General features: G+C 73.8%; 23 protein-coding genes. 10 read left to right on the top strand and 13 right to left on the bottom strand.

Annotation, left to right across the window (positions count from 1 at the left end; translation table 11 throughout):
- Positions 1–19: 19 nt before the first annotated feature.
- Positions 20–295, bottom strand: coding sequence for a hypothetical protein (locus B7R87_RS02135; protein WP_006350743.1), 276 nt, complete (start codon positions 293–295; stop codon positions 20–22).
- Positions 296–648: 353 nt separating this feature from the next.
- The gene (locus B7R87_RS02130; protein ID WP_045853179.1) at positions 649–1,626 is read right to left on the bottom strand and encodes a LacI family DNA-binding transcriptional regulator; all 978 of its coding nucleotides are present in this window, start codon (positions 1,624–1,626) and stop codon (positions 649–651) included.
- A gap of 217 nt (positions 1,627–1,843) precedes the next feature.
- Here B7R87_RS02130 and B7R87_RS02125 point away from each other — a divergent pair, with 217 nt between their 5' ends.
- Both B7R87_RS02125 and B7R87_RS02120 read left to right on the top strand, forming a co-directional pair.
- Positions 1,844–2,809 (top strand): ROK family protein, encoded by a 966-nt coding sequence (locus B7R87_RS02125; protein ID WP_130585239.1) that lies wholly within the window; start codon positions 1,844–1,846, stop codon positions 2,807–2,809.
- A gap of 281 nt (positions 2,810–3,090) precedes the next feature.
- Positions 3,091–4,233, top strand: coding sequence for an NUDIX hydrolase (locus B7R87_RS02120; protein WP_006350746.1), 1,143 nt, complete (start codon positions 3,091–3,093; stop codon positions 4,231–4,233).
- A gap of 101 nt (positions 4,234–4,334) precedes the next feature.
- Here the strand turns inward: B7R87_RS02120 and B7R87_RS02115 are convergent, their stop codons facing one another.
- The 3 genes from B7R87_RS02115 to B7R87_RS02105 all read right to left on the bottom strand — a co-directional run bounded on the left by B7R87_RS02115 (position 4,335) and on the right by B7R87_RS02105 (position 7,004).
- Positions 4,335–4,733, bottom strand: coding sequence for a nuclear transport factor 2 family protein (locus B7R87_RS02115; RefSeq protein WP_006350747.1), 399 nt, complete (start codon positions 4,731–4,733; stop codon positions 4,335–4,337).
- Between the two features lie 33 nt (positions 4,734–4,766).
- On the bottom strand, positions 4,767–5,468 hold the full coding sequence (locus tag B7R87_RS02110) for an MBL fold metallo-hydrolase (protein WP_006350748.1): 702 nt from the start codon (positions 5,466–5,468) through the stop codon (positions 4,767–4,769).
- 177 nt (positions 5,469–5,645) lie between these two features.
- A complete protein-coding gene (locus B7R87_RS02105) occupies positions 5,646–7,004 on the bottom strand; it encodes a dipeptidase (RefSeq protein WP_006350749.1) in 1,359 nt (452 codons plus the stop codon).
- Between the two features lie 145 nt (positions 7,005–7,149).
- Here B7R87_RS02105 and B7R87_RS02100 point away from each other — a divergent pair, with 145 nt between their 5' ends.
- Positions 7,150–8,472, top strand: a complete 1,323-nt coding sequence (locus tag B7R87_RS02100; RefSeq protein WP_100249281.1) for a geranylgeranyl reductase family protein — start codon at positions 7,150–7,152, stop codon at positions 8,470–8,472.
- 220 nt (positions 8,473–8,692) lie between these two features.
- Here the strand turns inward: B7R87_RS02100 and B7R87_RS02095 are convergent, their stop codons facing one another.
- Positions 8,693–9,286, bottom strand: coding sequence for a nitroreductase/quinone reductase family protein (locus tag B7R87_RS02095; RefSeq protein WP_100249280.1), 594 nt, complete (start codon positions 9,284–9,286; stop codon positions 8,693–8,695).
- Positions 9,287–9,503: 217 nt separating this feature from the next.
- Between B7R87_RS02095 and B7R87_RS02090 the strand changes: the two genes are divergently transcribed.
- From B7R87_RS02090 to B7R87_RS02080, 3 genes are all read left to right on the top strand, one after another.
- The gene (locus tag B7R87_RS02090; protein ID WP_006350752.1) at positions 9,504–10,202 is read left to right on the top strand and encodes a TetR/AcrR family transcriptional regulator; all 699 of its coding nucleotides are present in this window, start codon (positions 9,504–9,506) and stop codon (positions 10,200–10,202) included.
- Positions 10,203–10,305: 103 nt separating this feature from the next.
- On the top strand, positions 10,306–11,544 hold the full coding sequence (locus B7R87_RS02085) for a sensor histidine kinase (RefSeq protein ID WP_006350753.1): 1,239 nt from the start codon (positions 10,306–10,308) through the stop codon (positions 11,542–11,544).
- A 73-nt stretch (positions 11,545–11,617) separates the two neighbouring features.
- Positions 11,618–12,286: a response regulator gene (locus B7R87_RS02080; protein ID WP_006350754.1), complete on the top strand. Its 669-nt coding sequence runs from the start codon at positions 11,618–11,620 to the stop codon at positions 12,284–12,286.
- 37 nt (positions 12,287–12,323) lie between these two features.
- Here the strand turns inward: B7R87_RS02080 and B7R87_RS02075 are convergent, their stop codons facing one another.
- Positions 12,324–13,076 carry a maleylpyruvate isomerase family mycothiol-dependent enzyme gene (locus B7R87_RS02075; RefSeq protein WP_006350755.1) on the bottom strand — a complete coding sequence of 251 codons (753 nt, stop codon included), beginning with the start codon at positions 13,074–13,076 and terminating at the stop codon, positions 12,324–12,326.
- Between the two features lie 185 nt (positions 13,077–13,261).
- On the opposite strand from B7R87_RS02075, the gene B7R87_RS02070 reads away from it, so the two are divergent.
- Complete coding sequence (locus tag B7R87_RS02070) at positions 13,262–14,476, top strand: ROK family protein (RefSeq protein ID WP_006350756.1); 1,215 nt, start codon at positions 13,262–13,264, stop codon at positions 14,474–14,476.
- 134 nt (positions 14,477–14,610) lie between these two features.
- A complete protein-coding gene (locus B7R87_RS02065; RefSeq protein WP_006350757.1) occupies positions 14,611–15,489 on the top strand; it encodes a YhjD/YihY/BrkB family envelope integrity protein in 879 nt (292 codons plus the stop codon).
- Positions 15,490–15,555: 66 nt separating this feature from the next.
- Here the strand turns inward: B7R87_RS02065 and B7R87_RS02060 are convergent, their stop codons facing one another.
- Positions 15,556–15,993, bottom strand: a complete 438-nt coding sequence (locus B7R87_RS02060) for an ATP-binding protein (RefSeq protein ID WP_078902453.1) — start codon at positions 15,991–15,993, stop codon at positions 15,556–15,558.
- Positions 15,994–16,208: 215 nt separating this feature from the next.
- Entirely contained in the window at positions 16,209–16,532 is a 324-nt protein-coding gene (locus tag B7R87_RS02055; RefSeq protein ID WP_006350759.1) for a hypothetical protein, read from the bottom strand.
- Positions 16,533–16,801: 269 nt separating this feature from the next.
- On the opposite strand from B7R87_RS02055, the gene cds1 reads away from it, so the two are divergent.
- Positions 16,802–17,983 (top strand): L-cysteine desulfhydrase Cds1, encoded by a 1,182-nt coding sequence (gene cds1, locus B7R87_RS02050; RefSeq protein ID WP_006350760.1) that lies wholly within the window; start codon positions 16,802–16,804, stop codon positions 17,981–17,983.
- Positions 17,984–18,036: 53 nt separating this feature from the next.
- On the opposite strand, the gene B7R87_RS02045 is transcribed toward cds1, so the two are convergent.
- On the bottom strand, positions 18,037–20,022 hold the full coding sequence (locus B7R87_RS02045) for a hypothetical protein (RefSeq protein ID WP_233168739.1): 1,986 nt from the start codon (positions 20,020–20,022) through the stop codon (positions 18,037–18,039).
- A 179-nt stretch (positions 20,023–20,201) separates the two neighbouring features.
- Positions 20,202–20,633 (bottom strand): SRPBCC family protein, encoded by a 432-nt coding sequence (locus B7R87_RS02040; protein WP_006350763.1) that lies wholly within the window; start codon positions 20,631–20,633, stop codon positions 20,202–20,204.
- Positions 20,634–21,020: 387 nt separating this feature from the next.
- Between B7R87_RS02040 and B7R87_RS02035 the strand changes: the two genes are divergently transcribed.
- Positions 21,021–23,582, top strand: coding sequence for a hypothetical protein (locus B7R87_RS02035; protein WP_006350765.1), 2,562 nt, complete (start codon positions 21,021–21,023; stop codon positions 23,580–23,582).
- On the opposite strand, the gene B7R87_RS02030 is transcribed toward B7R87_RS02035, so the two are convergent.
- A complete protein-coding gene (locus B7R87_RS02030) occupies positions 23,542–25,962 on the bottom strand; it encodes a right-handed parallel beta-helix repeat-containing protein (RefSeq protein ID WP_130585238.1) in 2,421 nt (806 codons plus the stop codon). The genes B7R87_RS02035 and B7R87_RS02030 overlap by 41 nt on opposite strands.
- 272 nt (positions 25,963–26,234) lie before the next feature.
- On the bottom strand, positions 26,235–26,711 hold the full coding sequence (locus B7R87_RS02025; RefSeq protein WP_006350768.1) for a DUF6643 family protein: 477 nt from the start codon (positions 26,709–26,711) through the stop codon (positions 26,235–26,237).
- Positions 26,712–26,754 lie beyond the last annotated feature (43 nt).

The following is a 26,754-nucleotide window of genomic DNA, read 5'->3' as shown; positions in this document are numbered from 1 at the left end:
TGCTGGTGCTGCCGGAGTGTCAGGGACGCCAGATGAGCAGGTCGTAGCGCTGGGTCACGGGGTTCAAGGAGCAGTCGAAGTAGGAAGCGCCGCCCCACATGAGCCACCACTGGGCGGCCTGGGCGCACTGGCCCCACGTGGCGTAGTCGCCACGGGGCTGCCAGCTCTTCGTGCCGACCGCCGACTCCGCCACCGCGCCCTGGGGGGCGGCCTGGGCCGTCGAAGCGGTCATGAGTCCTGCGCCGGCCACGGCCGCCGCGACGGCTATACCGGCGAACACCTTGCGAACAGACATGAGGTTGAGCCCTCCCTCGTCGTCCTTGCCGCCGAGGTCCCCGCCCCGGTGGCGAAAAGAAGAGTGTCCCTGGACACGGAATGAATCAACGGGAAGCGCACATTCCATAGCGGATTGGCTGATATGCGGATGATCCGGCCGATAATGTGCGTGTGATGTGAAGGTCGGGAGGGCTTACTCGTGTCGCTGATGTCCCTGCCGGAGTCACAGCCGTCATGACGGCGGGGCAAGGGGGTTCGGTTCCGGATAGGTCCGGACCTTTACGGCGTGGGCTGTTGACGCTTACGGCCCGGATTGCCGCGGGCAGGGCTCCGCCCGGACCCGGCCACCCCGGGTCCGGCGGGCAGGGGTGTCTACTGCGGCGGAATCTCGCCCGAGCCGCGGGCGATCAGCCTGGTCGCCAGGGTCGTATGGGCCGGTGCGTCGTCGAAGCCGTCCAGCCGCCGGAACAGCCGCTCCGCGGCCGTACGGCCCAGCAGCGCCGCATCCTGCGCGATGACCGTGATGCCGAGCAGATCGGCGAGCTCGATATCGTCGAAACCGACCAGCGCGATCGGCCGCTCCCGCCCCGCCAGGGCACGTACCACCGTCACCATGATCCGGTTGTTGCCCGCGAAGAGCGCCGTGACCGGCTCCGGGCCGTCCAGCATGTCCGCGACCGCCCCGCGCACCCGCTCGGGCGCCGTCGACCCCAGGGAGATCCACGACGGATGGACCGGAAGCTCCGCGTCCTCCATCGCCGCGCGGTAACCGCGCAGCCGCTCCACCGCGGTGTGGATCCGCGGCTGGTCGCCGATGAACCCGATCCGGCGGTGGCCGTGGGTGATCAGCTGCGCCACCCCGGCCCGGGCACCGCCGCGGCTGTCGGAGAGGACCGCGTCCGCGTCGATGAGCCCCGGCGGGCGGTCGACGAAGACGGTGGCGATCCCGGCCTTGATCTCCGGCTCCAGATAGCGGTGGTCGTTCCCCGCCGGGATGACGATCAGACCGTCCACCCGCCGGGCGCACAGGGCGAGCGCCAACTCCTGCTCCCGCTCCGGGTCCTCGGCGCTCGAACCGTTGATGAGCAGGGCGCCGTGCGCCCGGGCCACCTCCTCGACCGCCCGGCTCAGCGGTCCGTAGAACGGATCCGCGAGATCTTCGAGTACCAGGCCCACGGAGGCCGTCCGGCCCTTGCGCAGCACCCGCGCGCTGTCGTTGCGGCGGAAACCGAGGGACTCGATGGCCTCCTGGACCCGGCGTTCGGTATCGGCCGTGACCCCGGGCTCCCCGTTGACCACCCGGGAGACCGTTTTCAGTCCGACCCCGGCGCGCGCCGCCACATCCTTCATCGTCGGCCGGTTGCCGTAGCGGGACTCGGTGCCGCGCTGGCGGCCGGGCAGCCGGGGGGAACGGTCGATATCGGCCACGTGTGTCGTCCCGTCGTCATGCGGCGTGGTGAGGAATGCTGCGATGAGCATAGAACCTGGACAACGTTGTCAGAGCAGGGAAGACTAGGCCGCAGCCGCGGACGCGGCGGACGGCCGGGGGGAACGGGGTTCCAGAACGATGCAGACGCAGCTCGTCGCCGCTCTCGACATCGGCGGTACCAAGATCGCCGGAGCACTGGTGGACGGCCGCGGCCGCATCCGGCTGCGAGCCCAGCGCGCCACCCCGGCCCGGGAGGACGGCGAGACCGTGATGCGCGCGGTGGCCGAGGTGCTGGCCGAACTCGCCGCAGCCCCCCAGTGGTCCCGGGTCTCGGCGGTCGGCATCGGCAGTGCCGGACCGGTCGACGCTTCGGCGGGTACGGTCAGTCCGGTCAACGTTCCGGCCTGGCGGGACTTCCCGTTGGTCGCACGGGTGCGCCGGGCCGCCGGCGGGCTGCCGGTCGGGCTCGTCGGTGACGGAGTGGCGATGACGGCCGCCGAACACTGGCAGGGCGCGGCCCGGGGGCATGACAACGCCCTCTGTCTGGTCGTCTCCACCGGGGTCGGCGGTGGGCTGGTGCTCGGCGGCCGGATCCACCCCGGCCCCACGGGCAATGCCGGTCATATCGGCCATATCAGTGTGGACTTCGACGGCGAGCCGTGTCCCTGCGGCGGGCGCGGCTGCGTCGAAGGGATCGCCAGCGGCCCCAATATCGCCCGGCGCGCCCTCGACGGAGGCTGGCGGCCCGGCCCCGACGGCGACGCCTCGGCCGCCGCGGTGGCGGCAGCCGCCCGCGCGGGGCACCCCGTCGCCCGGGCCTCCTTCGAGCGGGCCGCCCAGGCGCTCGCGGCGGGCATCGCGGCCACCGCGGTCCTCGTCGAGATCGACATCGCGGTCGTCGGCGGGGGAGTGGCGGGCGCCGGTGACGTCCTCTTCGCCCCGCTGCGCCGGAGCCTGTGCGACTACGCCACGCTCTCCTTCGTCCGCCGTCTCACCGTCGTCCCGGCGCTGACCGGCACCGATGCGGGGCTGGTCGGCGCCGCCGCGGCGGTGGTGGCCCCGACGGGGGCGGGTGGCGCGGCGGGCATTGCCGACGCGGTCTGACACCCGACGCGGCCGGAGCCGGGGCGGGTGCCGGCCGCGGGCCGGGTTCTCTCGGGTGTGCCGCGGACGGACCGGGGGAGGGTCTGCTCCGAAACCCCTTACGTAGGGTGAGACGCCCACGGCGCCCCCGCGGACGCCCCAGGAGGGAACCGGATACCCGAACCCCCGGATGCCCGAACACCCGGACACACTTCGGCGGGTGACGGCCATGGGTGCCCTCCGCGGGTTACGCGGCCGGGCGTTGCGGGCAATCCACTGTGGGCTATGGAAGAGGGGGAACCGTGATCGTCTGGATCAACGGTGCGTTCGGAGCAGGCAAAACGGCCACCGCAGGCGAACTGGTCGATCTGATCCCGAACAGCACGCTGTACGACCCCGAGCTCATCGTCGCGGAACTGCGCCTGCTGCTTCCGCCGAAGGCGCTCGACGAGGTGGCGGACGTCCAGGACCTGCCGATCTGGCGACGGCTCGTGGTGGACACGGCCGCCGCCATGCTGGCGCAACTGGGCGGGGTGCTGGTGGTGCCGATGACACTGCTGCGCCAGGAGTACCGGGACGAGATCTTCGGCGGCCTCGCGGCCCGCCGTATTCCGGTGCGGCAGGTGCTGTTGAGACCTGATGAAACGATACTGCGCGCCCGGATGGCGGCCCGTGAGGAGCGGGAGCGCCCGCTGTCCCGGGCGAACGGCGCGCACGGTTCGCCCGGCGCGGCCGTCGCGAGCAGTGCGAACGGGGCAGGTGCGGCAGGTGTTGCGGGCGGCGCGGTGGGCCGGACGATGGCGGACACCGAGGGCCGCGGCCGCTGGGCGTACGACCACATCGAGCCCTACCGCGCGGCGCTGGAGTGGCTCGTCGCCGATGCCTTCGTCGTCGACAACGGCCCGCTCGACCCGCGCCGCACCGCGCACCGCATCGCCGAGGCCCTGCGCACCGGGGAGGCTCCCGTCTGCGAGATCGTGCAGACGCCGGAGCCGACCACCGAGACCCTGGCCGCCGGGGTGCTCCTCTTCGACGACCGGGACCGGGTCCTGCTGGTCGATCCGACGTACAAGCCGGGATGGGAGTTCCCGGGCGGAGTGGTGGAACCGGGGGAGGCGCCCGCGCGCGCCGGGATGCGCGAGGTCACCGAGGAGTTGGGGATCACACTCGACCGGGTGCCCGGGCTGCTGGTCGTCGACTGGGAGCCGCCGCGTCCGCCCGGCTACGGCGGTCTGCGGCTGCTGTTCGACGGGGGCAGGCTGGACAGCGCCGATGCCGCGCGGATCAGGCTGCCGGGGCAGGAGTTGCGATGCTGGCGCTTCGTCGCGGAGCGCGAGGCGGCACAGCTGCTGCCACCGAACCGGTACGAGCGGCTCCGCTGGGCGCTGCGGGCCAGGGAGCGTGGGGTCGTCCTCAACCTGGAGGCAGGAGTCCCGGTCGGCTGAGACCGGTCCCGGCCCCTGGTCCGCGCAGGGGCCGGGAGGCCGGGGCCGGGCCGGACGTCAGGCCGCCTTCCGCCCGCCCGTACACCTCCCCGTGTTCCCGATCAGGGAGTCTCCGCCGTGCCGGGCGGGACGACGGTCCCCTGGTGGTAGTAGAGGCGCCACCCGCCCCCGCCGTCCCGCCTCCGCCAGACCGAACTGTGCCGGGACCGCCGCTCCCCGAGGACGACCTCGTACGTCACATGCACGATGCCCGGCGCCAGCGCGGTCCCGCTCATACCGGAGGGCCGGTACCGGGGGCCGTCCTCGGAAGCGCCCGGTGCCCCGGCCAGTTCGGACAGCATCGCCTCGCGGTCCCACCGGCGGCCCGAGGCGCCCACCTCCACGAACTCCGGGTCCAGCAGCCGTCCGGCGGCCTCCCGGTCCGACCTCACCCGCGGGCTCAGGAGTTCCAGCTCGCCCGCGATCGCCTCGGCCACACCGTCCGACGTCTCTTCGCTCATCGGACCATCCTGGCCCACGCCTTCCGGCGCCCGTCACTCCGCCTCGGCCGCCTCCTTCGCGGCCGCGCGCAGTATGGCCGCGGTGTCCTCGGTCACGGGATCCCCGTGGCCGAAACAGACCGTGTCCGGCGCCAGCGCGGCGAGACGGCTCATCGACGCCTTCGCCCGCTCCCGGTCGGTGTTGAACACGCCCAGGATCACCCGCCGTTCCACCGCGGCGATCGCGTCCCCGGTGAACAGCACGCCGTGCCGGGGCAGATGGATCCCCATGGAGCCGTCGGTGTGTCCCGGCGCGTGCACCACAACCGCTCCGTCGCCGAAGCCGAGGTCGTCACCGTCCTCCACCTCCCGGTCCACCCGGGTCGGCGGCGCGGCAGGCACCGTGAGGCCGTGTTCGTAGTACGGGATCTCCCAGTCCAGCAGCTTCGGTTCGGGCGTCGGCACCTCGCCCCTGACGACGGGGGCGTCGAGCCGGTGCGCCACGATCTCGGCGCCGTACCGGTCGGCCAGCTCCTGCGCGGCACCGACGTGGTCGCGGTGGCAGTGGGTCAGTACGATCCGGCGGAGCCGGGAGGGGTCCTGTCCGACGGCCCGGATGCCCTCCTCGACGGCCGCGGCGGCCCCGGAGTGGCCGGAGTCGACGAGGGTCAGCCCGTCGTCGTCGTACCAGAGGTACGCCTGGCCGATCGGGAAGCGGAACATGGTGAGGCGGGGCCGTACGTCAACGATGTCCATGATCCGATTCTGGACACGCCCCGCCCGCCGCGTCCCCCGAATACGCCGAGCGCGATCTTCGCCCGACGCTGAATCGCCCGCCAGGAGCCCACGGCGGGACCGGCCCCGGGGGACGGACCCGCCCCGGAGGACGGGGCCGTTCCCGCGGCACCGGGACCGGCCGCTCGCCTCCGGGGGTTACCGCGACGCCGCGTACTTCCGCAGGAACAGCGCCTCGGCCACCGCCATGCGTTCCATCTCCTCCGGGGACACCGACTCGTTCACCGCGTGGATCTGCGCCGCCGGGTCGCTCAGCCCGATCAGCAGGATCTCGGCGTCCGGGTAGAGGCCCGCCAGGGTGCCGCAGAGCGGGATCGACCCGCCCATCCCCGACGTCTGCATCTCCTGGCCCGGATACGCCACCCGCATGGCGTCCGCCATCGCCGTGTACGCCGGGCTGGAGGTGTCCGCCCGGAACGGCTGCCCCTGGCCGACCTGCTCCACCGACACCCGCGCACCCCACGGCGTGTGCTTCTCCAGATGCGCCGTCAGCAGCTCGGTGGCCGCCACCGCGTCCTGCCCCGGCGGCACCCGCAGGCTGACCGTCGCCCGGGCGCTCGCCTGCACCGACGGAGTGGCACCGACGACCGGCGGGCAGTCGATGCCCAGCACCGTCACCGCGGGCCGCGCCCACACCCGGTCGGCCACCGCACCGGAACCGATCAGCCCCACCCCGTCCAGCACCTTCGCGTCCTCACGGAAGGCGTCCTCGGGATAGGCCAGACCGTCCCACGTCTGATCGGCGGTCAGCCCGTCGACCGTCGTCGAACCGTCCTCGGACCGCAGCGAGTCCAGTACGCGGATGAGCGCGGCCAGCGCGTCCGGCGCGGCACCGCCGAACTGACCCGAGTGAAGGTTTCCGGCCAGGGTGTCGATCCGGACCCGCAGCATGGTCATCCCGCGCAGGGTGGCCGTCACCGTCGGCAGCCCGGTCCGGAAGTTACCGGTGTCCCCGATCACCACGGCGTCCGCCGCCAGCAGCTCCGGATGCTGCTCGGCGTACCGTTCGAGACCGCCGGTGCCCTGCTCCTCCGAGCCCTCCACGATCACCTTCACATGCACCGGCACCCCGCCGTCCGCCTTGAGGGCGCGCAGCGCGAGCAGATGCATCAGGAAGCCGCCCTTGCAGTCGGCGGCACCGCGCCCGTACCAGCGGCCGTCGCGTTCGGTCAGCTCGAACGGCGGGGAGACCCAGCCGGCCGGGTCCAGCGGCGGCTGGACGTCGTAGTGCGCGTAGAGCAGGACCGTCGGCGCGCCCTCCGGGCCCGGCAGATAGCCGTACACCGAATCCGTGCCGTCCGGAGTGAGGAGCACCGAAACGTCCGTGAAGCCCTCGGCGCGCAGCGCGTCCGCGCACCAGCGCGCTGCGCCCTCGCACTCGCTCCTGGGGAACTGCTCGGGGTCCGCCACCGAGGCGAACGCCACGAGTTCCGCCAGTTCGGTACGGGCCCGGGGCATGAGCCCCGCGACGGTCTCGGCGATCCGACGGTCCGACATGGGCACGCTCCTGGGGGCTGCGACGTTGAGGGTAGGTGTACGGCGAACGCGCGGTCGATCCTGCCACAGCGGGCGGGGACGGCCGCGCCGTAGGATGCCGTGCGAGAGCAGCGGGCACGCGTCGGATCGGGAGCAGAACCACATCGTGAGCAGCGAGAACGGTGTCACCGGGGCAGGATCGGAAGCACAGGGCCACAGCGGCCCGGTGTGGGACGTGGTGGTGGTCGGCGCGGGGCCGGCCGGAGCGTCCGCGGCCTATGCGGCGGCAGTGGCGGGCCGCCGGGTCCTCCTGCTGGAGAAGGCCGAACTCCCCCGCTACAAGACCTGCGGCGGCGGCATCATCGGCCCGTCGCGCGACAGCCTGCCGCCCGGCTTCGAACTGCCGTTCCGCGACCGGGTGCACGCGGTGACGTTCACCCTCAACGGCAGACTGTCGCGGACCCGGCGGTCGAAGAGGATGCTCTTCGGGCTGATCAACCGCCCCGAGTTCGACGCCCTGCTCGTGGAGCACGCCGAGAAGGCGGGCGCCGTCCTGCGGACGGGTGTCGCCGTCTCCCGGGTGGAGCAGCACGGCGCGGCCGTACCGGACCGGCGGACGGTGGCCGTGGTCACCACCACCGGGGAGACGATCCTGGCGCACGCGGTCGTCGGCGCGGACGGCAGTGCCAGCCGGATAGGGAAACACGTCGGCGTCAAGCTCGACCAGGTCGACCTGGGGCTTGAAGCCGAGATCCCGGTCCCCGAATCGGTCGCCGAGGACTGGGCCGGCCGGGTCCTGATCGACTGGGGCCCGATGCCCGGCAGTTACGGCTGGGTGTTCCCCAAGGGACGGACGCTCACCGTCGGGGTCATCGCCGCGCGCGGCGAGGGCTCTGCGACCAAGCGGTATCTGGAGGACTTCATCGCCCGTCTCGGGCTCGCCGGGTTCGAACCGTCGATCTCCTCCGGCCATCTCACCCGCTGCCGCAGCGACGACTCGCCGCTCTCCCGCGGCCGGGTCCTGGTCTGCGGCGACGCGGCCGGTCTGCTGGAGCCGTGGACCCGTGAAGGCATCTCCTTCGCCCTGCGGTCGGGTCGGCTCGCGGGGGAGTGGGCGGTCCGGATCGCGGAGGCCCACGACGCCGTCGACGCCCGGCGGCAGGCGCTGAACTACGCCTTCGCCGTCAAGGCCGGACTCGGGGTCGAGATGGCCGTGGGGCGGCGGATGCTCGGCGTCTTCGAGCGCCGCCCCGGTCTGGTCCACGCGGCCCTCACCGGGCTGCGCCCGGCCTGGCGGGCCTTCACCGACATCACGCGCGGCTCCGCGACCCTGGCCGGACTGGTCCGGGGCAGCGGGGTGGCCCGCAGGGCGCTGGAGGCACTGGACCGCAGGATGGGCGACCCTGGCCGTACCGCCGACCGGGGCGCGGCGGACTCGCCGGACTCGCCGGACCGCGGTTCGGACGACAAGGAGCCGTCGACGACGTAACCGGTTCCGGGCCCGGCCGCGCACTGTCATCCCCGGGAAGGGGGCAGCGGTGCCTGCGGCCGGGCCCGGCCCGTTCTCCGGTACCGGGCGCGGGCCCGGCCTCCCGGCCCCCCACCCGCCCCGGAAGACGGGCTCTCCGCAGGGCCCCGCCGCCGGCCCGCAGCGCCGTGTCCCCTCCACTCCGGGTACGGGACTCGGCCCGCCCCGCGCATGGCGGCCGTCACTGTTCGGCGGTGATCCGGAAGACCGGGTGCCGGGGTGCGGCGGCCAGCAGTTCCTCGTCCGTCGACGACGCGGTCACCCCGTCGAAGAACCGGCCGACCTCCCAGCCCCACCGCTCCAGATAGGCCCGGAGCACGGCCGGCTTCTCGGCGTCGGTCAGCTCCACCGCCGAGAAGTGCCGCACCTTGCGGCCCAGCGTGAGCCGTCCGCCCCCGGCCGCCCGCATATTGCGCACCCACTGGGAGTGGCCGCGGGCCGAGACCAGATAGTCGGCGCCCTCCAACCCCAGGGGGTTGACCGGGATACTCCGCCACTCGCCGCTGCTGCGCCCGAGGACCGACAGTTCGGCCGTCCCCATCAGGCTCACTCCGCGCCGGGCCAGCCGGCCCACGAGCTTGCCGAAGGCACGGTCGAGAAGGCCCGGGCGGACATAGTGGGCGGCCGCACCGGACCGGGAAGCCCGGGGCGCGCCGGGCTCGTGCGACCCATGGGCCTGAGGGGGCTGATGCAGCAGAGCGGAGTGAGGGGTCCCAGGAGCCCCAGGAGTCCGAAGGGCCTGAAGGGGGGTCTGAGCGGGCTGTACGGGTGACATCGTCGGCTCCTGAGTCGTCAAGGCGAGCGGGTTCCGGGGACGGGCGGCGGGCCGGGGTCCGATTTGACGGTCCGTGCGCCACCCACCCCGAGGGGAGCGGTGCTCCTCTTCGAGAGCGGTGCTCTCTCTTGAGATCAGTGTCCATGGATTGCCGCTCCAAAGCAAGAGCAGTGCTCTCGAAATTGGTCACTGCTCTGAATCATGGAAGACTTCCGGTATGACCACGATCCGCGGGGCCAGGGACCGGGCCCGAGCCGAAGTCACCGCCGCCATCAAGGACGCCGCACGACGACAGGTCGCCTCGGAAGGGGCGACGAAGCTGTCCCTGCGCGCCGTCGCCCGGGAGCTGGGCATGGTCTCCTCCGCCCTCTACCGCTACTTCCCGAGCCGCGACGAACTGCTGACCGCCCTGATCATCGACGCCTACGACGCGCTCGGTGAGACCGCCGAATCCGCGCTCGCCGCTGCCCCCGCCGCGGCCCGTCCCACCGACCGCTGGGCGGCCGTCTGCACCGCCGTCCGCGCCTGGGCCCTCGCGCACCCCCACCAGTACGCCCTCATCTACGGCTCCCCGGTCCCCGGCTACACCGCGCCCCAGGACACCGTCGGCCCCGCCGCCCGCGTCGGCACGGTAATGATCTCCATCCTCCGGGACGCCCGGGCCACCGGCCGGCTCGCCCTGCCGCCCCTCGACGCGTCCCTGGCCGCCGAGGGCGACCGGCTCGCCGCCGATCTCGCCCCCGATCTGCCGCCGGCGGTCGTCGTGGCCCTGGTCGCCGTCTGGGCGGAGCTCTTCGGACTCATCTCCTTCGAAGTGTTCGGACAGTTCAACAGGATCGTCGAGGAGCGGGACGCCTTCTACGCCCGCGCCGTCGACCGGCTCGGATACGAGGCCGGACTGATCCGCAGGCCCTGACCGGCCGCCCGCGGCACCCCGGACGCCGTACTGCCCCGGGAGTACTGCCGATCACGACACCCGGGTGACGCGCGGCCCCGGCGGCGCGTCTACGGTGGCCCGCATGGATGAAAAGGCCTCTCCCACCTGCGGCCTTCCCTTCCGGGGCGATACCGGCGAACCGCCCTGGGCCCGGATCTGGGAACGCCGCCGCGCCGCCGCCAAGCTGCCGTGGCCCTCGACGCTGCTCGTGGCGTTGTTCGTCGTCGTGGGCACGGGCTTCGCCGAGGCCAAGGGGCACCCCGAGATCCGTGAACAGCTCGACGCCCTCGGCCGGACGCTGCTGGTGGTCCCCCCGGTCTTTCTGCTGCTGCGCCTGCGGTGGCCCGTCCCCGCCCTGATCGGCACGACCGCCGCCACCCTGCTCTACCTCGGCGCGGGCTACCCGTACGGCCCGGTACTGCTGCCGATGGTCGTCGCCGTCTTCTCCGCGGTCGTGGCCGGTCACCGGCGCGCCGCCTGGTGGGCGGCGGGCGTGTTCTGGACCGGCCACGTCCTGCTCTCGCACTGGCTGTACGCGTATCTGCCGCCCGACGGCGACACCGCGGCGCCCTGGGCCAAGGAACTGGTCGTCGCCGCCTGGATGGCCGTGGTCCTCGCGGGCTCCGAACTGCTGCGGGTCCGCCGGGTCGAATGGGCCCGCGCCGCCGCCGAACGCGCCGCCGCGGCCCGCCGCCGCGCCGACGAGGAACGCCTGCTGATCGCCCGGGAACTCCACGACGTCCTGGCGCACTCCCTGTCCGTCATCCATGTGCAGGCGGGCGTGGGGCTCGCCCTGCTCGACCGCGACACCGAACAGGCGAGGACCGCGCTCACCGCGATCAAAGCGGCCAGCAAGGAGGCCCTCGGCGAGGTCCGTCAGGTGCTGGACAGCCTGCGGGCCCCCGGCGACGCGCCCCGTGCCCCGGCGCCCGGACTGGACCGGCTGCCCGAACTGGTCGACCAGGCCGCCAGCGCGGGACTGACCGTCACCGTCGACCGGGCCGGCCCGCCCGCCGCACTGCCGCCGGGCACCGATCTCGCGGCGTTCCGGATCGTCCAGGAGGCGCTGACCAATGTGGTCCGCCACTCCGGTTCCCGTACCGCAGCGGTCCGGATCTCGTACGAAACGGCCCGGTTGTCGCTGCGCATCGACGACGCGGGACCGGCCACCGGCTCCGACGCGGGCGGCAGCGGAAACGGCCTGGCCGGAATGCGGGAACGGGCAGCCGGCCTCGGTGGCACCATCGAGGCGGGACACCGGCCGGACGGCGGATTCACCGTCCGCGCCCGGCTGCCCCTCAAACCCAAGGAGACGCCGTGACCCCTTCGACCGCGCCCCGGACACCCCCGGGCGCGTTCACCGGGGTCGCGGCCGCAGCGTACGGAGGAGACACATGACGGTCCGGGTTCTGCTCGCCGATGACCAGCTGCTGGTCCGGGCCGGTTTCCGGGCGCTGCTCGACGCCCAGGAGGACATCGAGGTCGCGGGCGAGGCGGCAGACGGCGCGGAGGCCGTCCGGCTGGTGGGCGAAGTACGTCCCGACGTCGTCCTGATGGACATCCGGATGCCCGTGCTCGACGGCCTCGCCGCAACCCGCAGGATCACCGGGGACGCCGGACTGGCCGAGGTCAAGGTGGTCATGCTGACCACCTTCGAACTGGACGAGTACGTCTTCGAGGCGATCCGCTCCGGCGCCTCCGGCTTCCTGGTGAAGGACACCGAGCCGGACGAACTGCTGCGCGCCGTCCGCGCCGTGGTCGCCGGGGACGCCCTGCTCTCCCCGGGAGTGACGCGCAGGCTGATCGCCGAGTTCGCCGCCCGCTCCAAGGCCCCCGCCGACGACGGCCTCCTCACGGGCCTCACCGAACGCGAGCGGGAAGTGATGGCACTCGTCGGCATCGGCCTCTCGAACGAGGAGATAGCCCGGCGGCTCGTCGTCAGCCCGCTCACCGCCAAGACCCATGTGAGCCGCACGATGGTCAAACTCGGCGCCCGCGACCGGGCCCAGCTCGTCGTCCTCGCCTACGAGTCGGGTCTGGTCCGCCCCGGCTGGCTGGGCTGATCCTCTTCGTCCGGAAGCCGGGCGCCCTCGGCCGCGCTCAGACGGAGGACAGTTCCCGCCAGAGCGCCGCCGAAGAGGCATCTCCGCTCAGTGATACACCGCTCAGCGGCAACCGGTTCCAGAGCGTCAGATACAGAGTCCCCGCCGGGCCGCTCAGCTCGCAGTCCGCGGGGCCGGTGGCCGAATCGTCGGTGACGGGCGGATCCGCCGAGATCCGTACCGTCCACACCTGTCCCGTGTCGACGGTCCGCACCCGCAGGACCCGGGGCGGATCGGAGCGGACCCGGCTGCGGTCCCCGGCGTGGAAGCCTCCCAGCAGCTCGTCGATGCCGTCGGCTGCGAACTCCGGTGTCAGGGGCGCGAGCACCCCGGGCGTGCGCCGCGCCCCGCCGAGCGCCGACTCGGCGTCCGCCCGGTGGACCGCGGTCTCGTGCGCCTGCCGCCGGGCCCAGAACGCCAGCGCGGACGGGGCGGGCATGAAGGTCCAGCACTGCAGATCGGCCGGGGCGGCACGGAGGACCTCCACCAGACGCCGGTGCCCTTCCCGATACCAGGCGACCAGCGCATCGCCGTCGAGTTCGGGCAGCGGATCGGGAGACCGCGGCTCGGCGTGCCCGTCGGCCACATGGGACGCCGCCCACCGATGCACGGTGCCGATATGCCGGACGAGATCCCGGACCCGCCAGCCGGGGCAGGTCGGGACTGCCGCATCCGGACCGGCCGCCGCGGCGGCGTCCGCCAGCAGACCGCCCTCCCGTTCGAGAACGTCGATGAACTCCAGGGTCTCCATACGCCGATTCTGCCACCCGGCCCGCACCCGGTGCCGGGGTTCCGATATCTGTTCGGGCAACGGTCCCGGCCCGTGCGGCCCGCCCCTCCCGTACCCGCGGCGACCGGACAGCCGCCGCCGGGCTGCCTCCGCCCCGGCCCGTACGGGCGCCGGAGGACCCTCCGGAGCGTGGCAGACTCGGCTCCATGAACGGCAAGGCGGCGAACACCAGATCGCGACTGGAGAGGGGCCGCAGCGCACTCGGCCCCGCACTGGAACTCGTGCATACGGGACGGGCCCCCACCCGTGCCGTTCTCACCGCCGAACTGGGCGTCACCCGCGCCACCGCGGGTGCCGTCGCCGCCGAACTGGAGGCGCTCGGCCTCATCCGGGTCGACTCCCGCCCCGCCGCCGCGACCGGCTCCCAGGGTCGGCCCTCCCACCGGCTGTCCGTCGACGACGCGGGCCCCGTGGTCCTCGCCGCCCAGGTCCACGCCGACGGCTTCCGCGCCGCACTGGTCGGACTCGGCGGCCGGATCGTCGCTACTGCCCCGGGCTGTCTGACCCCCGCCGCCGACCCCGGTCAGGTCATCGGTGCCGTCGTCGACGCCGGAGCGGAGCTGCTGCGGGCGAGCGGACGGCGCTGTGCCGGCGCCGGACTCGCCGTACCGTCGGCCGTCGCGGAGCCCGACGGCACCGCGCTCAACCCGCTGCACATCGCCTGGCCCGCGGGCTCACCGGTCCGCCAGATCTTCGCCGAGCACGTCGGGGCCGCCGGAATCGAAGGACCCGCCTTCACCGGGAACGATGTCAACCTCGCTGCGCTCGCCGAGTACCGGCACGGCGGCGGCCGCGGCGCCCGCCATCTGCTGTGCGTCGCCACCGGACACCGGGGCGTCGGCGGCGCCCTCGTCCTGGACGGCCGGCTGCACACCGGCAGCTCCGGACTGGCCCTCGAAGTCGGCCATCTCACCGTCAACCCCGAAGGCCGCCCCTGTCACTGCGGCAGCCGCGGCTGCCTCGACGTCGAAACCGACCCGCTCGCCTTCCTCACCGCCGCCGGACGCCCGCCCGGCCCCGAAGTCTCCCTCCTCGCCCAGTCCGAACAACTGCTCGGTACGGAGTACGGCGACCCCGCGGTCCGGGCCGCCTGCGAGGAGCTGATCGACCGTCTGGGGCTCGGCCTGGCGGGCCTGGTGAACATCCTCAACCCCGACCGCATCGTCCTCGGCGGACTGCACCGCGCCCTGCTCGCCGCCGACCCGGGCCGACTGCGGTCCGTGGTCGCGGACCGCAGTCTGTGGGGCCGCAGCGGCGGCGTACCGATCCTCCCCTGCACCCTGGACCACAACACCCTGGTCGGCGCGGCGGAACTGGCCTGGCAGCCGGTGCTCGACGACCCGCTGCACGCCCTGGCCTGACCCAGGCCGTTTCCTGTGGACCGGGCCCACCGATCCGGGCCCGGTCGGCCCGGTCGGCGGGTGACTCCCTCGCGCGCCACCCGTCCGGGGGCACGGGAAGCGGCCCCGCGCCGGTGAACGGGTAGGCGACGATCATGACCCTCCAGTCTTCCGGCGCGCGGCCGCCCGGTGTCACGGACCGCTTCCGGCGACTGCACGACGCCGTCGCGGCCTCGTCCGCCGGGCTCGGCTGGAACCGGGCCCGCGAGATGGAGCTGCTCCACCGGGCCATGGGCTTCGCCGCTCTCGGGTTCCTCACCCTCGTCCCCCTGCTGGTGGTCGTGGCCGCTGCGGACCCGGCCAGCGGCCAGGGCTTCGCCCGCTGGCTGGGCCAGGCGCTCGGCGTATCCGCCGCCTCCCAGCAGCAGGTCGAGGAGTTGTTCGCGCCACCGGGCACCGCCCTCCAGCGCACGACGGCCTTCGGTCTCGCGGCCCTCGCCGTCTTCGGGCTCACCTTCGGCTCCGCGGTGCAGACGGGGTACGAGAAGGTCTGGGACCTGCCCACGGCCCGCTGGCACACGATGTGGCGCCATGTCGTCTTTCTCGCCCTGCTGGTCTTCGCGCTGCTGCTGTTCGTCAACACCCCGGCCTTCGGCCGCAGCGTCCCCGGGACCGTCGGCACCGCCGTCGCCGATGTCCTCGGCACGTTCGTCTTCTTCTGGGTCGCCCAGCGGCTGCTGCTGGGCGGCCGGGTCCGCTGGGGCGCGCTGCTGCCCGGGGCGGTCGCCACCGCCGTGTTCATACTGGGGCTGCGGATCTTCTCCCAGCTGGTGTTCTCCCCGCTGATCGCCTCGAACGCCGTCACCTACGGCCCCTTCGGCACCGTTCTGGTGCTCCAGTCGTGGCTGGTCGGCGTGGGCGTGGTGGTCTACGGCGGCGCGCTCGTCGGACGGCTCGTCCACGAGGAGCGGGTCCGCCGGAGACTGGAGCGGACCGTACTGCCCGGCTTCGACGGACCGGAACCCGGCCGCTGACGGCAGCCGCCCGGCGGGCGAGGTGCGCCGCCGCGCGGTGGGCCGGGCTCCGGAGCGTGCCGTACGTCAGGGGGAGCCGGCCCGCTCCGGCTCGCGTACGCCCGTGCCCGGCGCCGTCAGCGTGAACCAGACGTCCTTGCCGCCCGCGCCCCGCGGCCGTACGCCCCAGGTGTCGCTGACGGCCGCTATCAAGCCGAGTCCCCGGCCCGAAGTGGCGAACGGATCGGCCTCCGACGCCGTCGGCAGCCGGGGGTCGTGGTCGCGGACCGAGACCGTGAGCCGTCCGGGGAAGAGCTCGACGTCCACGGTGCAGTGCTTGTCGGGCTCGGCGTGCCGGAGGACGTTGGTCAGCAGCTCGGTCACCCCGAGCGCCGCCTGGTCGATGAGCGGATCCAACTGCCAGTGGCGCAGTTGCGCCGAGATGATTCTGCGGACCTGGCCGATCCGCGACGGCACGGCTTGGAGCTCCACCGTGCAATGCCTGTTGCTGGGCTCGGTGATCACGGCTGCGACTCCCCGAAGTAAGGTCCGGAAGAAGACGGAGGATCGGATCCGACGGACCGGCGGCTGTCGGCCCGATGGCGGCCGCTGGTTCACAGCGTCACCGCCGGTTCACCCTGAGTGAGGTGAATCCAGCGTGGCCGACCCGCCCGGCGCCCGCAACTCGGCACCGTGCCGTCCGGTCCCGGAGCCCGTGCTCCCGACGCATCCCGCCGGGATCAGTCCCCGGCGCCCCCGGCCCTGCGGACCGCCTTCAGAAAACGCCCCGTGAGCTTTCCGACATCGGCCTGCTCGTCCCGCTGACCCATCGTCAGCCGGTACCGCTTGCCGTTGACCGTCAGCGCGGTGCTCGACTCGTCGGAGAACCAGGCCTTGCCCGCCCGCACCGCCCGCACCGGGGCACTGTCGATCACCCGGCCGTAGCTCGTCAGCAGTTGCAGTCTGCCGTCCTTGATGAGGACCTGGCCGGCCTTGGTGAGCGAGCGGGGCCACCGCTCGATCCGTACACCAGTGGCCCGGAACTCGGGCTCCGCCATGGCCATTGGGCCCCTCCTCCCCATCGTTCGCTTCGTCTGCAGGCAGTCTGCAACACCTCGGGTAGCTCGCACCAGTAGAGCAGGCGGAAGAGGCGTCCGGCGAGGGCGCCCGAGGGGGCGTTCGGCCCACAAGGGACACCTATGGATGCCCCAAGCGAAGGTTTACGCAGGTGACGGGCTTACTGTGACGGGAGGGGCGCAAGCGGCCGGGGTCACCGGCGGGGCGGGCGCGTCCCTCCGAGTGAGCACCGACACACGAACGGGCGGACGGCGGAATGAACACGGACGGCGGGACGGACCGCGACGGGCTGCGGACTGACGGGGTGCCACGGGATCCGGCGGCCCCGGCGGGAGCCCCGGCGGAGACGCACGACGTGGACCGCAGCGACACCGCGTACCGGAGCTGGCTGAAGGAGGCCGTCCGCAAGGTCCAGGCCGATGCCAACCGGTCCGCCGATACGCACCTCCTGCGCTTCCCGCTCCCCGAGGAGTGGAATATCGACCTCTATCTGAAGGACGAGTCGACCCACCCCACCGGCAGCCTCAAGCACCGGCTGGCCCGCTCCCTCTTCCTCTACGGGCTGTGCAACGGGTGGATCCGGCCCGGCAAACCGGTCATCGAGGCCTCCAGCGGCTCCACCGCCGTCTCCGAGGCCTACTTCGCCAAGCTGATCGGCGTGCCGTTCGTCGCCGTCATGCCCCGCACCACCAGCGCCGAGAAGATCCGGCTGATCGAGTTCCACGGCGGACAGTGCCACTTCGTCGACGACCCGCGCCGGATGTACGAGGAGTCCGCGGCCCTCGCCGAGCGGACCGGCGGCCACTACATGGACCAGTTCACCTACGCCGAACGGGCCACCGACTGGCGAGGCAACAACAACATCGCCGAGTCGATCTACCAGCAGCTCCGTCTGGAGCGCTATCCCGAACCTGCGTGGATCGTGGCGACCGCGGGGACCGGCGGCACCTCCGCGACCATCGCCCGCTACGTCCACTACATGCAGTACGACACCCGGATCTGCGTCCCCGACCCGGAGAACTCCTGTTTCTTCGACGGCTGGACCCGGAACGATCCGGAGGCCTCCAGCGCCCACGGCTCCCGTATCGAGGGCATCGGCAGGCCCCGGATGGAGCCCAGCTTCCTGCCCCGCGCCGTCGACCGGATGATGAAGGTGCCGGACGCGGCCAGCGTGGCGGCCGTCCGCGCCCTGGACACGGCCATCGGCCGGAAGGCGGGCGGCTCCACCGGCACCGGACTGTGGAGCGCGCTAAAGATCGTCGGCGAGATGGTCGCCACCGGCCGGCGCGGCAGCGTCGTCACCCTGCTCTGCGATCCGGGCGACCGCTACCTGGACAAGTACTACTCCGACGACTGGCTGGCCGCACAAGGAATCGACATCGAGCCCTACAGCGCGGCCATCGACCGCTTCCTCACCACCGGCCACTGGCCCCGCTGACCCGCCCGCCCCACCTCACGGCGGCCGTCGACAGGGGGCGGGCCACGACGGTTTCAGCCGTCCGCACCGCCGACGGGCCCGCCGAGGGGCGCCAGGGTGCCGCCCGTCACCAGCCGCGCCGTGAGCCGTACGGCTCCCCGGGCATCCTCCGGGAGGGCCGCGGCCAGCGTGGTGCCGCGGGCGGTCGCGACGGCCGCCCCCGACGCCCAGATCCCGGTGACCGCCCGGCTCCCGGCCGCCAGCAGATACTCCTTCCCGGCCGGTGACCGCCAGCGGACACCCGCCAGGACATGCTGACCGAACCGGCTGCACGCCGCCGTGGACCGGGCCCGCGCGACCACCGTCCCCGGATCCGCCTGCGGCCGCCCGGGCGGCTGGAAACGCACCAGCACCCGGCCGGGACCGCTCCAGGTGTCCGCCCGGGTGCACAGCCACGCCGCCCGGCCCCCGCCGTCCGGCAGCGGCTGCTCGGCGAACGTCCACTGGTTCACGGCCCGTACGCCCGCTCCGCGCAGCCCCGCGAGCAGACACGCCCCCCGCGCCCAGGCGGCCAGTGCCGGACCGCTCGTCGACTCCCGCGGCTGCCGGGCCGGAGCCCCCGCCCCCGGCGGCGGGGTGTACGTCAGATGGGCGGGTACGAGATCGCCCAGATCCGTCACCAGAAAGGCGTGGTCCTCCACGATCCGGTCCGAAGACCGCAGCTCCAGCGCGGGCCACGCCGTACACGAACCCCCCGCCGGCACCGGGCCGGGAACGGCCGCCGTCACCCCGTCCGCAGCGACCGCCAGCGCCCGGGCCCCCTGCCGCGGCACCAGCAGATCCCGTACCGCCGCCCGCGCCACCCAGGGCGCCAGCAGCAGCCGCGTACCGCCGGCCGTCCGGCTCACGACCACCGAAGCCGCGGTCGTCACATCGGCGTCGTCGGCCCGGGCGAAGTCGAGGGCCGCCGCACCCCGGCCCGTGAGCGGCTCGGCGTACCGCACCACCCGGCCGCCCTCGTGCAGCAGCACCACCGCAGCACCGTCCGTGTCACCGGCGTACAGCAGACGCGGCGGCAGGGCGGGCGGGGTACGCACGGTGTCCGCCGTCACCGAAACCCGCACCCCGGCACCCGGCGACGACCAGGCGTCCAGCGCCCGCCGCAGCAGCTCCCGGTCGTCCTTCCGGCCGCCCCGGGCGGGCCAGACCGAGAAATCGACCCGGGAGGTGTCCGCCCAGGACTCGCCGTCGGACCGGACCAGCCGGGCGGGATCCACGGCCCGGGCCCAGGCATGCACCGACACCGGGCGGGCCTTCGCGTCCGTACGGACCGCATCCCGCCCACCGGCCGGAGTACCCGCCGCCACCCCGGCCACCAGCAGTGCGCACAGCCCGGCGACCGCGCCCGCCCGGATCCGGTTGCGGCGCCGCAGCAGATCGGTCGGCCGGGTCTGGACCACGCACGGATCGAACTCGGCGGCCCGCAGCAGCGATTCCACCCGGCCGCCGCCGGACTCCCGCAACCGCGCCGCGGTCCGCAGCGCCGCCGCCGGATCCCCGACCCCGCACTCCGCGAGCAGCGCGCCCGCCGCCTCATCGGACAGCCCCTCCAGCACCCCCAGGGCCAGCGCCGCCCGCGCGGGCCCCGCCACCGACGACAGTGCCTGGTCCAGCGCCAGCTCCTCCGCACCCCCGGCGCTCGGGAACAGCCGCAGCCCCATGACCCGGGGCAGCAGCGCCCGCACCCTCCGGCGCCCGCGCAGGGCACCCCGCAGCACCCGGTACCGCACCCAGCGGTATCCGGCGGACTCCGTACCGCCGCCGCCCGGCGGCGGTGCCTCGGACCGGACCGGCCGCACCGGCAGCACCCCCTGCACCGTCGCATGCGCCGCGACCACCCGCCGATGACGCCCCAGCGAAGGCGGCAGGGTCAGATACGCCAGCCGGACGAGCCGGGGGTACTGCTCGACGAGGATCGCCTCCACACCCTCGTCCCCGGGGCAACTGCCCGCTATGGCGTGGCGGTCGTGCGGACGGGGGGACTGACGGCGTGTCGGCATCGGGGCCGGCCCTTCCGGGGTGCGCGGACGACTCACGGGTCCGGACACCCCGCGCCCGGCACGGTTGCAGTGCGCACGGGGCGGACCCGCTCGCCCCGTCCAACGAGTGGATCATGGGACGTCACACCGGTCGCAGGCCCGCCGGAAGCACGCACGGCGGACGGAACGGGCTCCGGAGGCTACCCGGCGTTCCGCAGCAGCGCGTCCAGCGCCCGTCCGAACAGCACGCGCCCCACCCGTGCGCTCAGCCGGCCCGGCACTCCGCGCAGCCGTGCCTCCTCCGTCCACACCACCACCGATCCGGACCCCTCGGGACGCACCTCGACCACGGCCCACCCCCGGATCACCCGGCCCCGCTTCACCAGCCGGAACCGGCCGGGACCGGCTCCGGACGGCGGTGACCACTCCACGATCTCCATCGGATCGTCGAACCCGGCCCGGCCCACCCCCGTCCGCACGGTGAACACCGTCCCCGGGCCCGGCGGTTCGGGCACCACGGACGTCAGCGCCGTCCACGGCATCAGCGCCGCATGGGCCCGCCAGTCGGTGACCCGCCGCCATGCCTCCGCCGTCCCGTACGCGACCGTACGCTCCAGCCGGAACGCGGTCACGGCGCGGACCCGGCCCTGCCCGCGGGCTCACCCCGGCGTACGACCGGGTCCGGGACCCGGAGCCCGTGGGGGAGTTCATCGACCGACGCCCGGCCGTGCCGCCGCATCCCGTCGAGAAGCAGGTTCTGTCGTTCCGTCACCGCGGAGCCGGTCCCTTCGTCGCCGCCCGTGCCGCGACCGCCGCGGCCCGCCGTCCGGCCGCCGCCCTCCGGCACACCCGTACGAACACCCGGCCGGGAAAACCATCCTGTCACGATCCGTCCCGCGCGAGACGCTCCGACTCCGTGACCCCGCGGCCGGGAGCTGTCAGAATCCGGGGCGCCGCACCGTGGCGCCCGCACCGCGCCCCGTACCCCACCCGCCGCCGTCCGAGAGCGAGCCGCCGAAGTGTCCGCTGAACCCCCGACCTCCAACGGCCCAGGGCCGGCGCTGGAACTGCTGGTGCACGGTGTGGGCGGAGCCACCCCGGAGGGCATGCTCGGGGATCCCCGCACGGTCCGGATATCCGGTGACGACAAGGCCGCCGTCTTCCGCCGCGCCGACGACGTCCACGCCGAGTCGGACCCCGCGCGCAGCGACGGCGAGCCCGTCCCCGAGGCGTACTGCTGGTCCAACCTGACCTCCGGCAACAGCGCCCGCGCCCTCTGGCTGCTGCTGCTCCCCTTCATGGTCGCCAACCTCGCCCACTGGATGCGGCCGCGGGCCCGCGGCCGGGCGCGGACGATGCGGCTCTACGGGGCGCTGGTGCGGCTGGTCGCGCTCAGTCTGACCGTGCTGATGACGGCCGCCGCCTGCGAGGTGGCGCTCGACCTGGTCGCCTGGCAGTGCGCCGGGGCCACCGGATGCACCGAAGGCCGGTCGTGGCTCGGCTTCCTCGCGGCCGACCGCGAAGGCTGGTGGTCCCAGCCCGGCCGCCGCCTCGCGCTCGCCGCGCTGATCCCGGCAGCCCTCGTCGGACTGCTGTGGTACCTCTCCCACCGGACCTGGAGCGCCTACGAGTCCCAGCGCCCGCCGACCGGCGCCGATGTGCCCGACGGTCGCACCGGCCCGGCCGACGACCAAGGGCCCGAGCGGGAACCCGAGGTCGAGGAGGAGACCGGCCATGAACCCGGCGACCACGAGGACGAAGACAACTACGGTGACGGTGACGAGGACGGCGGCCACGCGCCCCGCTCCAGCCCGCCCGCACCGGTGCTCCGGCCCGCCCTCGGCCGCCCCGGATTCTGGTACGGCCGCCGCCATGTCGCCCGGCTGCGCGCCGCCCATACCGCCGCCGGATTCCTCACCGTCGCCGGGGCCGTCACCCTTGCCACGAGCCGCCACGACCGCGCCGGTGACGCCGGACTCCTGGCCCTGTGGGGCCGGGCCCTCGAAGCCGGCCTGGTCCTCGGTCTGACCACGGTGGTCTGGGTGGTCTTCCGCCGCGGCCGTACCGAACGCCGCTTCGACGCCCGCGCCGACCGGACCGCCGTCACCGCCCTGCCCGGCGCGGCGCTCACCCTGCTCGCCCTCTCCCTGCTGTACGCCGCCCGGCCGCGCCCGGACTGGGTGTCCGGCGGCGTCCTGCCCGGCACCTCGGTCTTCGGGCTGCTCGCCCTGGCCCAGAGCGGACTCGCCCTGGCGCTCGCGGTGGTCGCCGTCGTCCTCCAGCGCCGCGCCCGGCACGCCCGCAGCGTCCTCGGCGGTCTGGGCGGACCCGCGGTCACGGTCCTGGCCTGCGCCCTGGGCGGGGTGATGACCGGTGGTACGGCACAGTGGGCGGCCGACCGGCTCGACGGTTCCGGGACCCCCGGGGCCGACGGTTCCGTCCCCGCCCCGCCGACCCTGCTGAGCTGGCAGGCTTCGGTGATCCCGGTCCTGCTGGTGCTGCTGCTCGTGCCCGTCCTCGCCCTCCTCCTGCGGACCTGGCTGACGGCCCGCCGGCTGGCACCGGAGGTGGAGGCGGAGTACGAGGCGGCGGAGTGCGGATGGACCACGCCCGGCGCGGCCAGGCTCGGTGACAACGGCTGGCGTCCCGACGCGATCCGTACCCGGACCATCGCCCGGGTACGGGCCGCAGCCGGGATCACCGACACTGCCCCGCTCGCCGTCGGCGTGGTCGCGGCGGCCACCGTCGTCCTCGGCGCCGTCGCCGTGGTTGGGGCCTGGCGCAGCGGCGATGTGCCGGGCCGGGCCTTCGACGGCGGTTTCGCCGAAGCCGTCGCGGAGACCGCCCAGTCCCTGGGGTCCTGGCTGATCGGTGCCGGTGCCATATTCTTCGTCGCCTGGGGGCGGCGCGCCTACCGGGATCCGTCCGCCCGGCGCACCATCGGAATCCTGTGGGACGTGGGCACCTTCTGGCCGCGCGCCGCGCACCCGTTCGCACCCCCCTGCTATGCGGAACGCGCCGTACCGGATCTGACGTGGCGGATGTGCACCTGGACCGAGAGCACCCGGCACCGCGGCGGTCGGCTCGTCATCTCCGGCCACTCGCAGGGCAGTGTGCTCGCCGCGGCGGCGGTCTGGCAGCTGCCGCCCGAGGTCCGCGGCCGGGTGGCGCTGCTGACGTACGGTTCACCGCTGGAGCGGCTGTACGGGCGGTGGTTCCCCGCCTACTTCGGACCCGAGGCGCTCGCCCTGCTCCGGGACGAGGTGCACTGCTGGAGCAATCTCCACCGCCGCACCGACCCGATCGGCGGACCGGTGCTGGTGGCCGCCGGGGACCGGCCCGCGCCCGACCGGCCCGCCCTGAAGGACCCCCTGGCCTACGGCAGGTCCGTCCGCCATCCGCTTCCCGAGCCGGTCCTCGGGCACTCCGACTACCAGGCCGATCCGGCGTTCGCGGCGGCCCGCGGCGAACTGCTCCGGCTGATCCCGGGCGTACCGCGCCAGCCGGGACCGGTGGGGGAGCGGTCCGGTCGCGGCCGGGTCACACCGGCTCGGGCAGATCGTCCGGGTAGAGCAGGGTGAGGGCGTCGGTGTCGGCCTCCGCCAGTTCGGAGACCCGGCCCGCGTGCCGTTCGACCATCGACTCGAAGGTCTGGCGCGCGGTCCTGCCGTTGCCGAACGCCGGGCCCTTGGGCAGTTTGCCGAAGTAGGCGAGGAGGGCGTCGGCGGTGCCGTCCGCGAGCCGGTACTCGTGCTCGTCGGCCTGTCGGCGGACGATCCGCAGCAGCTCTTCCGCGTCGTAGTCCTGGAAGGTGATGGTCCGGGAGAACCGGGACGCCACCCCGGGGTTGACCGCGAGGAACCGCTCCATCTCCGCGGTGTAACCGGCGACGATCACGACCACCGCGTCCCGGTGGTCCTCCATCAGCTTCACCAGGGTGTCGATGGCCTCCTTGCCGAAGTCCCGGCCGGAGTCCTCGGGGGAGAGGGCGTACGCCTCGTCGATGAAGAGGACCCCGCCGCGGGCCCGTTCGAAGGCCTCCTGGGTGCGGATCGCGGTCGAGCCGATGTGCTCGCCGACCAGGTCCACCCGGGAGACTTCGACGAGATGGCCGCGTTCGAGGACGCCGAGGGCGGCCAGGATCTCGCCGTAGAGCCGGGCCACGGTGGTCTTGCCGGTGCCCGGGGAGCCGGTGAAGACGAGATGCCGCCGGACGGACGCCGCCTTGAGCCCGGCCTCCCGGCGGCGGCGGCCCACTTCGATCATGTTGATCAGCGAGCGGACCTCCCGCTTCACGCTCTCCAGACCGACCAGGGCGTCGAGTTCGCCGAGGACCTCGTCGGAGACCCGGGCCGCGGGCGCCGGTTCCACGGGCTGCGGGGGTACCGCCGGAGCGGGGACGGTCGTCAGGAGTCCCGGCACGCTCGCCGCCGCCGCGGGGGCGGAGCCGGCCGGGGCCGCGGGGGCGGTCATCGCGGCCGGGGCCCGTACCGCCGATTCGTCGCCCGTGCAGTCCTCGACGGTCAGCAGCGCCGTCTCGGTGAATTCGTAGCCGCCGCGGGCGCACCGCTCGGTACGGCAGCGGCTCAGGGCCGTGCGGCAGCCCTCCATCACATGGAAGCCGTAACCCCCGCTGCCGGTGACCCGGCAGTCGCGGAAGGTGCCCCGGCCTTCGGCGGAGACGTAGAAACCGGCCTCGGCGGGTGCCGTGACCGTGCACCGCTCGATGACGGGATCCGCGCCCTTGGTGACGATCACTCCGGTCTGTGCCGTGTCGATCGTGCAGTTGTTGAGGGTTCCCCCGCTGCCGTGGTCGCGGAACCAGGCGCCGGTGGAGGCCTGGGCGATCCGGCAGTCGTCGAGCTGTGCCGTCGCGCCGTCGCTGACGGACACCGCCGTATTGCGGATCTGGGAGAGGTCGCTGTCCACCACGTCCGCGCGGGAGCCGCGGTCCAGGACGAACAGGGCGTCCGGTACGTCGTGCACCCGGCAGGAGTCCAGTACCGCTGTCGCACCGTCGCTGATCCACACCGCGGGATAGTCGCCGGTGCTGTCGTATATCTCGCACTGGTTGGCATCGACCCGGGTGCCCGGATCCCAGACGGAGAGACCGTTGCGGCCGAACCGGCGGACCGTCGAGCGGGTGAGCGTGAGCACCGAACGCGACCGCAGGTCGATGCCGTTCTCCGGGACGTCGTGGATATCGCAGTCGGAGAGCGTGAGCACGGCGTCGGTGTCGAGCGTGACACCGTCGCCGGAGGTGCGGTGCACCCGGGAGCCTTCGAGATGTGCCGCCGCCCGGCCCGTCACCTGCACGCCCGCGCCCTTGACCTCGTACACCTCGCAGTCGACGGCCTCCAGCACACTGCCGTCACCGGTGACGCTCAGCCCGGCGTCGGAGGCGTGGTGGATCCGGCAGCGCTCCAGCCGGGGACGCCCGCCGTCCCGTACGGAGACACCGGACCGGCCCGCCGCGACGATCTCGCACTCCTCGAACACCCCGCCCCCGCCGTCCAGTACGGCGATCCCGACCCCGGCGGGATTGTCGACGGCGACCCGGCGCACCGTGGGGCGGGCCCCGCCCCGCACCTCTATACCGGCCGCCGAGCGCGTGGAGATCCGCAGATCCGAAAGCTCCGGCGTACCCTCCTCGACCAGCAGCGCGGGCGCGGTCGGATCCTGCCCCTCCACATACAGGTCCCGTACGGTCGCGGCGGCGCGCACGGTCAGCGGCACACCGTCGGCGGGCGCGATGCGCACCGAACCGACCGAGCCCTCCGGCCCGCGCAGGGTGACGGCCCGCTGCACCACGAGGTTCTCGCGGTAGGTGCCCGGTGCCACGGTGAGGACGTCACCGTCCCCCGCGGCCTCCAAAGCGGCCGTGAGCGACGCGTACTCGCCGGTGCGCCGCCGCCAGCGAGACGTGCCGGTGTGGGTCACCTGGACCGTGCCCTGTGCCATGGTGCTGCTCTGCCCCCACCTCGTGGTGTGCGCACCGCGCCCGGCGACCCCGGAATCGCAGCGCCTTCAGGACCCGCCGGAGCGGGTCGCACCACCGTAGCGTGCGCCGGTGACAGCAGTTGACGAATCACCAGGCCAGCAGGGTGTTTGTCGAGCGGGCAGAGACGAGCATCACGCCAGGTGGCGGCAGGGCGCCGTACCGGAGGCACCGCGGCCGGGCGGCGCCCCCCGGCACGACCGACCGCCGCCGGTGCTCCGGCACATCCCCGGGATCAGTACCCCTGGCCGCCGGGGTACGGGCGCTGCTGCTGGTACTGGGGGTGGTAGCCCGCCGGGCCGCCCGGCTGCGGAGGAGCGGGCCGGGGCGGTGCCGGACGCATCGCCTCGTAGCCGGTCGGGGCGGGACGGTGCTGCTGGGGCACGCCCGGACCCGGATAACCCCGCGGGGGCACCGGCTGTTGCTGGGGTGCATAGGGAGCCGCCGCCTGCTGGAGATGCTGCGGACTCTGGTGGCCGTAGCCGTACGCCGGGGCGGGCTGACCCGCCGAAGGACCCGCCGGGAGGGCGGGAAGCGCCGCCGGGAGCGCCGGCAGATAGCCGCTGCTGCCGTTGTCGTAGGCGGAAGGCACTCGGATCGGGGCGATCTGAGGCGTGCCCCGCTCCGCGACCAGGGAGTCGTAGATAGGGGTGTCGGCGAAAGAGGGTGCGGAGTAGTAACCGCCGCCGTAGGAGGAGCGGGGGGAGGTCATGGCTCATAAGTTAAGGCCTGTGTAGTCGGTTGGGGAGTCCGGA

This window comes from Streptomyces tsukubensis, from assembly GCF_003932715.1.
GTDB lineage: Bacteria > Actinomycetota > Actinomycetes > Streptomycetales > Streptomycetaceae > Streptomyces > Streptomyces tsukubensis.
Note: the sequence above shows the minus strand (reverse complement) of the source record. Positions and strands in the feature narration are given on the sequence as shown.

Bases quoted from the DNA above. Each gene is read 5' to 3' on its own strand.
- B7R87_RS02135 (WP_006350743.1), bottom strand. From the start codon at position 295: ATGTCTGTTCGCAAGGTGTTCGCCGGTATAGCCGTCGCGGCGGCCGTG.
- B7R87_RS02130 (WP_045853179.1), bottom strand. From the start codon at position 1,626: ATGAAGGATGTGGCGGCGCGCGCCGGGGTCGGACTGAAAACGGTCTCC.
- B7R87_RS02125 (WP_130585239.1), top strand. From the start codon at position 1,844: ATGCAGACGCAGCTCGTCGCCGCTCTCGACATCGGCGGTACCAAGATC.
- B7R87_RS02115 (WP_006350747.1), bottom strand. From the start codon at position 4,733: ATGAGCGAAGAGACGTCGGACGGTGTGGCCGAGGCGATCGCGGGCGAG.
- B7R87_RS02110 (WP_006350748.1), bottom strand. From the start codon at position 5,468: ATGGACATCGTTGACGTACGGCCCCGCCTCACCATGTTCCGCTTCCCG.
- B7R87_RS02105 (WP_006350749.1), bottom strand. From the start codon at position 7,004: ATGTCGGACCGTCGGATCGCCGAGACCGTCGCGGGGCTCATGCCCCGG.
- B7R87_RS02095 (WP_100249280.1), bottom strand. From the start codon at position 9,286: ATGTCACCCGTACAGCCCGCTCAGACCCCCCTTCAGGCCCTTCGGACT.
- B7R87_RS02090 (WP_006350752.1), top strand. From the start codon at position 9,504: ATGACCACGATCCGCGGGGCCAGGGACCGGGCCCGAGCCGAAGTCACC.
- B7R87_RS02085 (WP_006350753.1), top strand. From the start codon at position 10,306: ATGGATGAAAAGGCCTCTCCCACCTGCGGCCTTCCCTTCCGGGGCGAT.
- B7R87_RS02080 (WP_006350754.1), top strand. From the start codon at position 11,618: ATGACGGTCCGGGTTCTGCTCGCCGATGACCAGCTGCTGGTCCGGGCC.
- B7R87_RS02075 (WP_006350755.1), bottom strand. From the start codon at position 13,076: ATGGAGACCCTGGAGTTCATCGACGTTCTCGAACGGGAGGGCGGTCTG.
- B7R87_RS02070 (WP_006350756.1), top strand. From the start codon at position 13,262: ATGAACGGCAAGGCGGCGAACACCAGATCGCGACTGGAGAGGGGCCGC.
- B7R87_RS02065 (WP_006350757.1), top strand. From the start codon at position 14,611: ATGACCCTCCAGTCTTCCGGCGCGCGGCCGCCCGGTGTCACGGACCGC.
- B7R87_RS02055 (WP_006350759.1), bottom strand. From the start codon at position 16,532: ATGGCCATGGCGGAGCCCGAGTTCCGGGCCACTGGTGTACGGATCGAG.
- cds1 (WP_006350760.1), top strand. From the start codon at position 16,802: ATGAACACGGACGGCGGGACGGACCGCGACGGGCTGCGGACTGACGGG.
- B7R87_RS02045 (WP_233168739.1), bottom strand. From the start codon at position 20,022: ATGCCGACACGCCGTCAGTCCCCCCGTCCGCACGACCGCCACGCCATA.
- B7R87_RS02030 (WP_130585238.1), bottom strand. From the start codon at position 25,962: ATGGCACAGGGCACGGTCCAGGTGACCCACACCGGCACGTCTCGCTGG.
- B7R87_RS02025 (WP_006350768.1), bottom strand. From the start codon at position 26,711: ATGACCTCCCCCCGCTCCTCCTACGGCGGCGGTTACTACTCCGCACCC.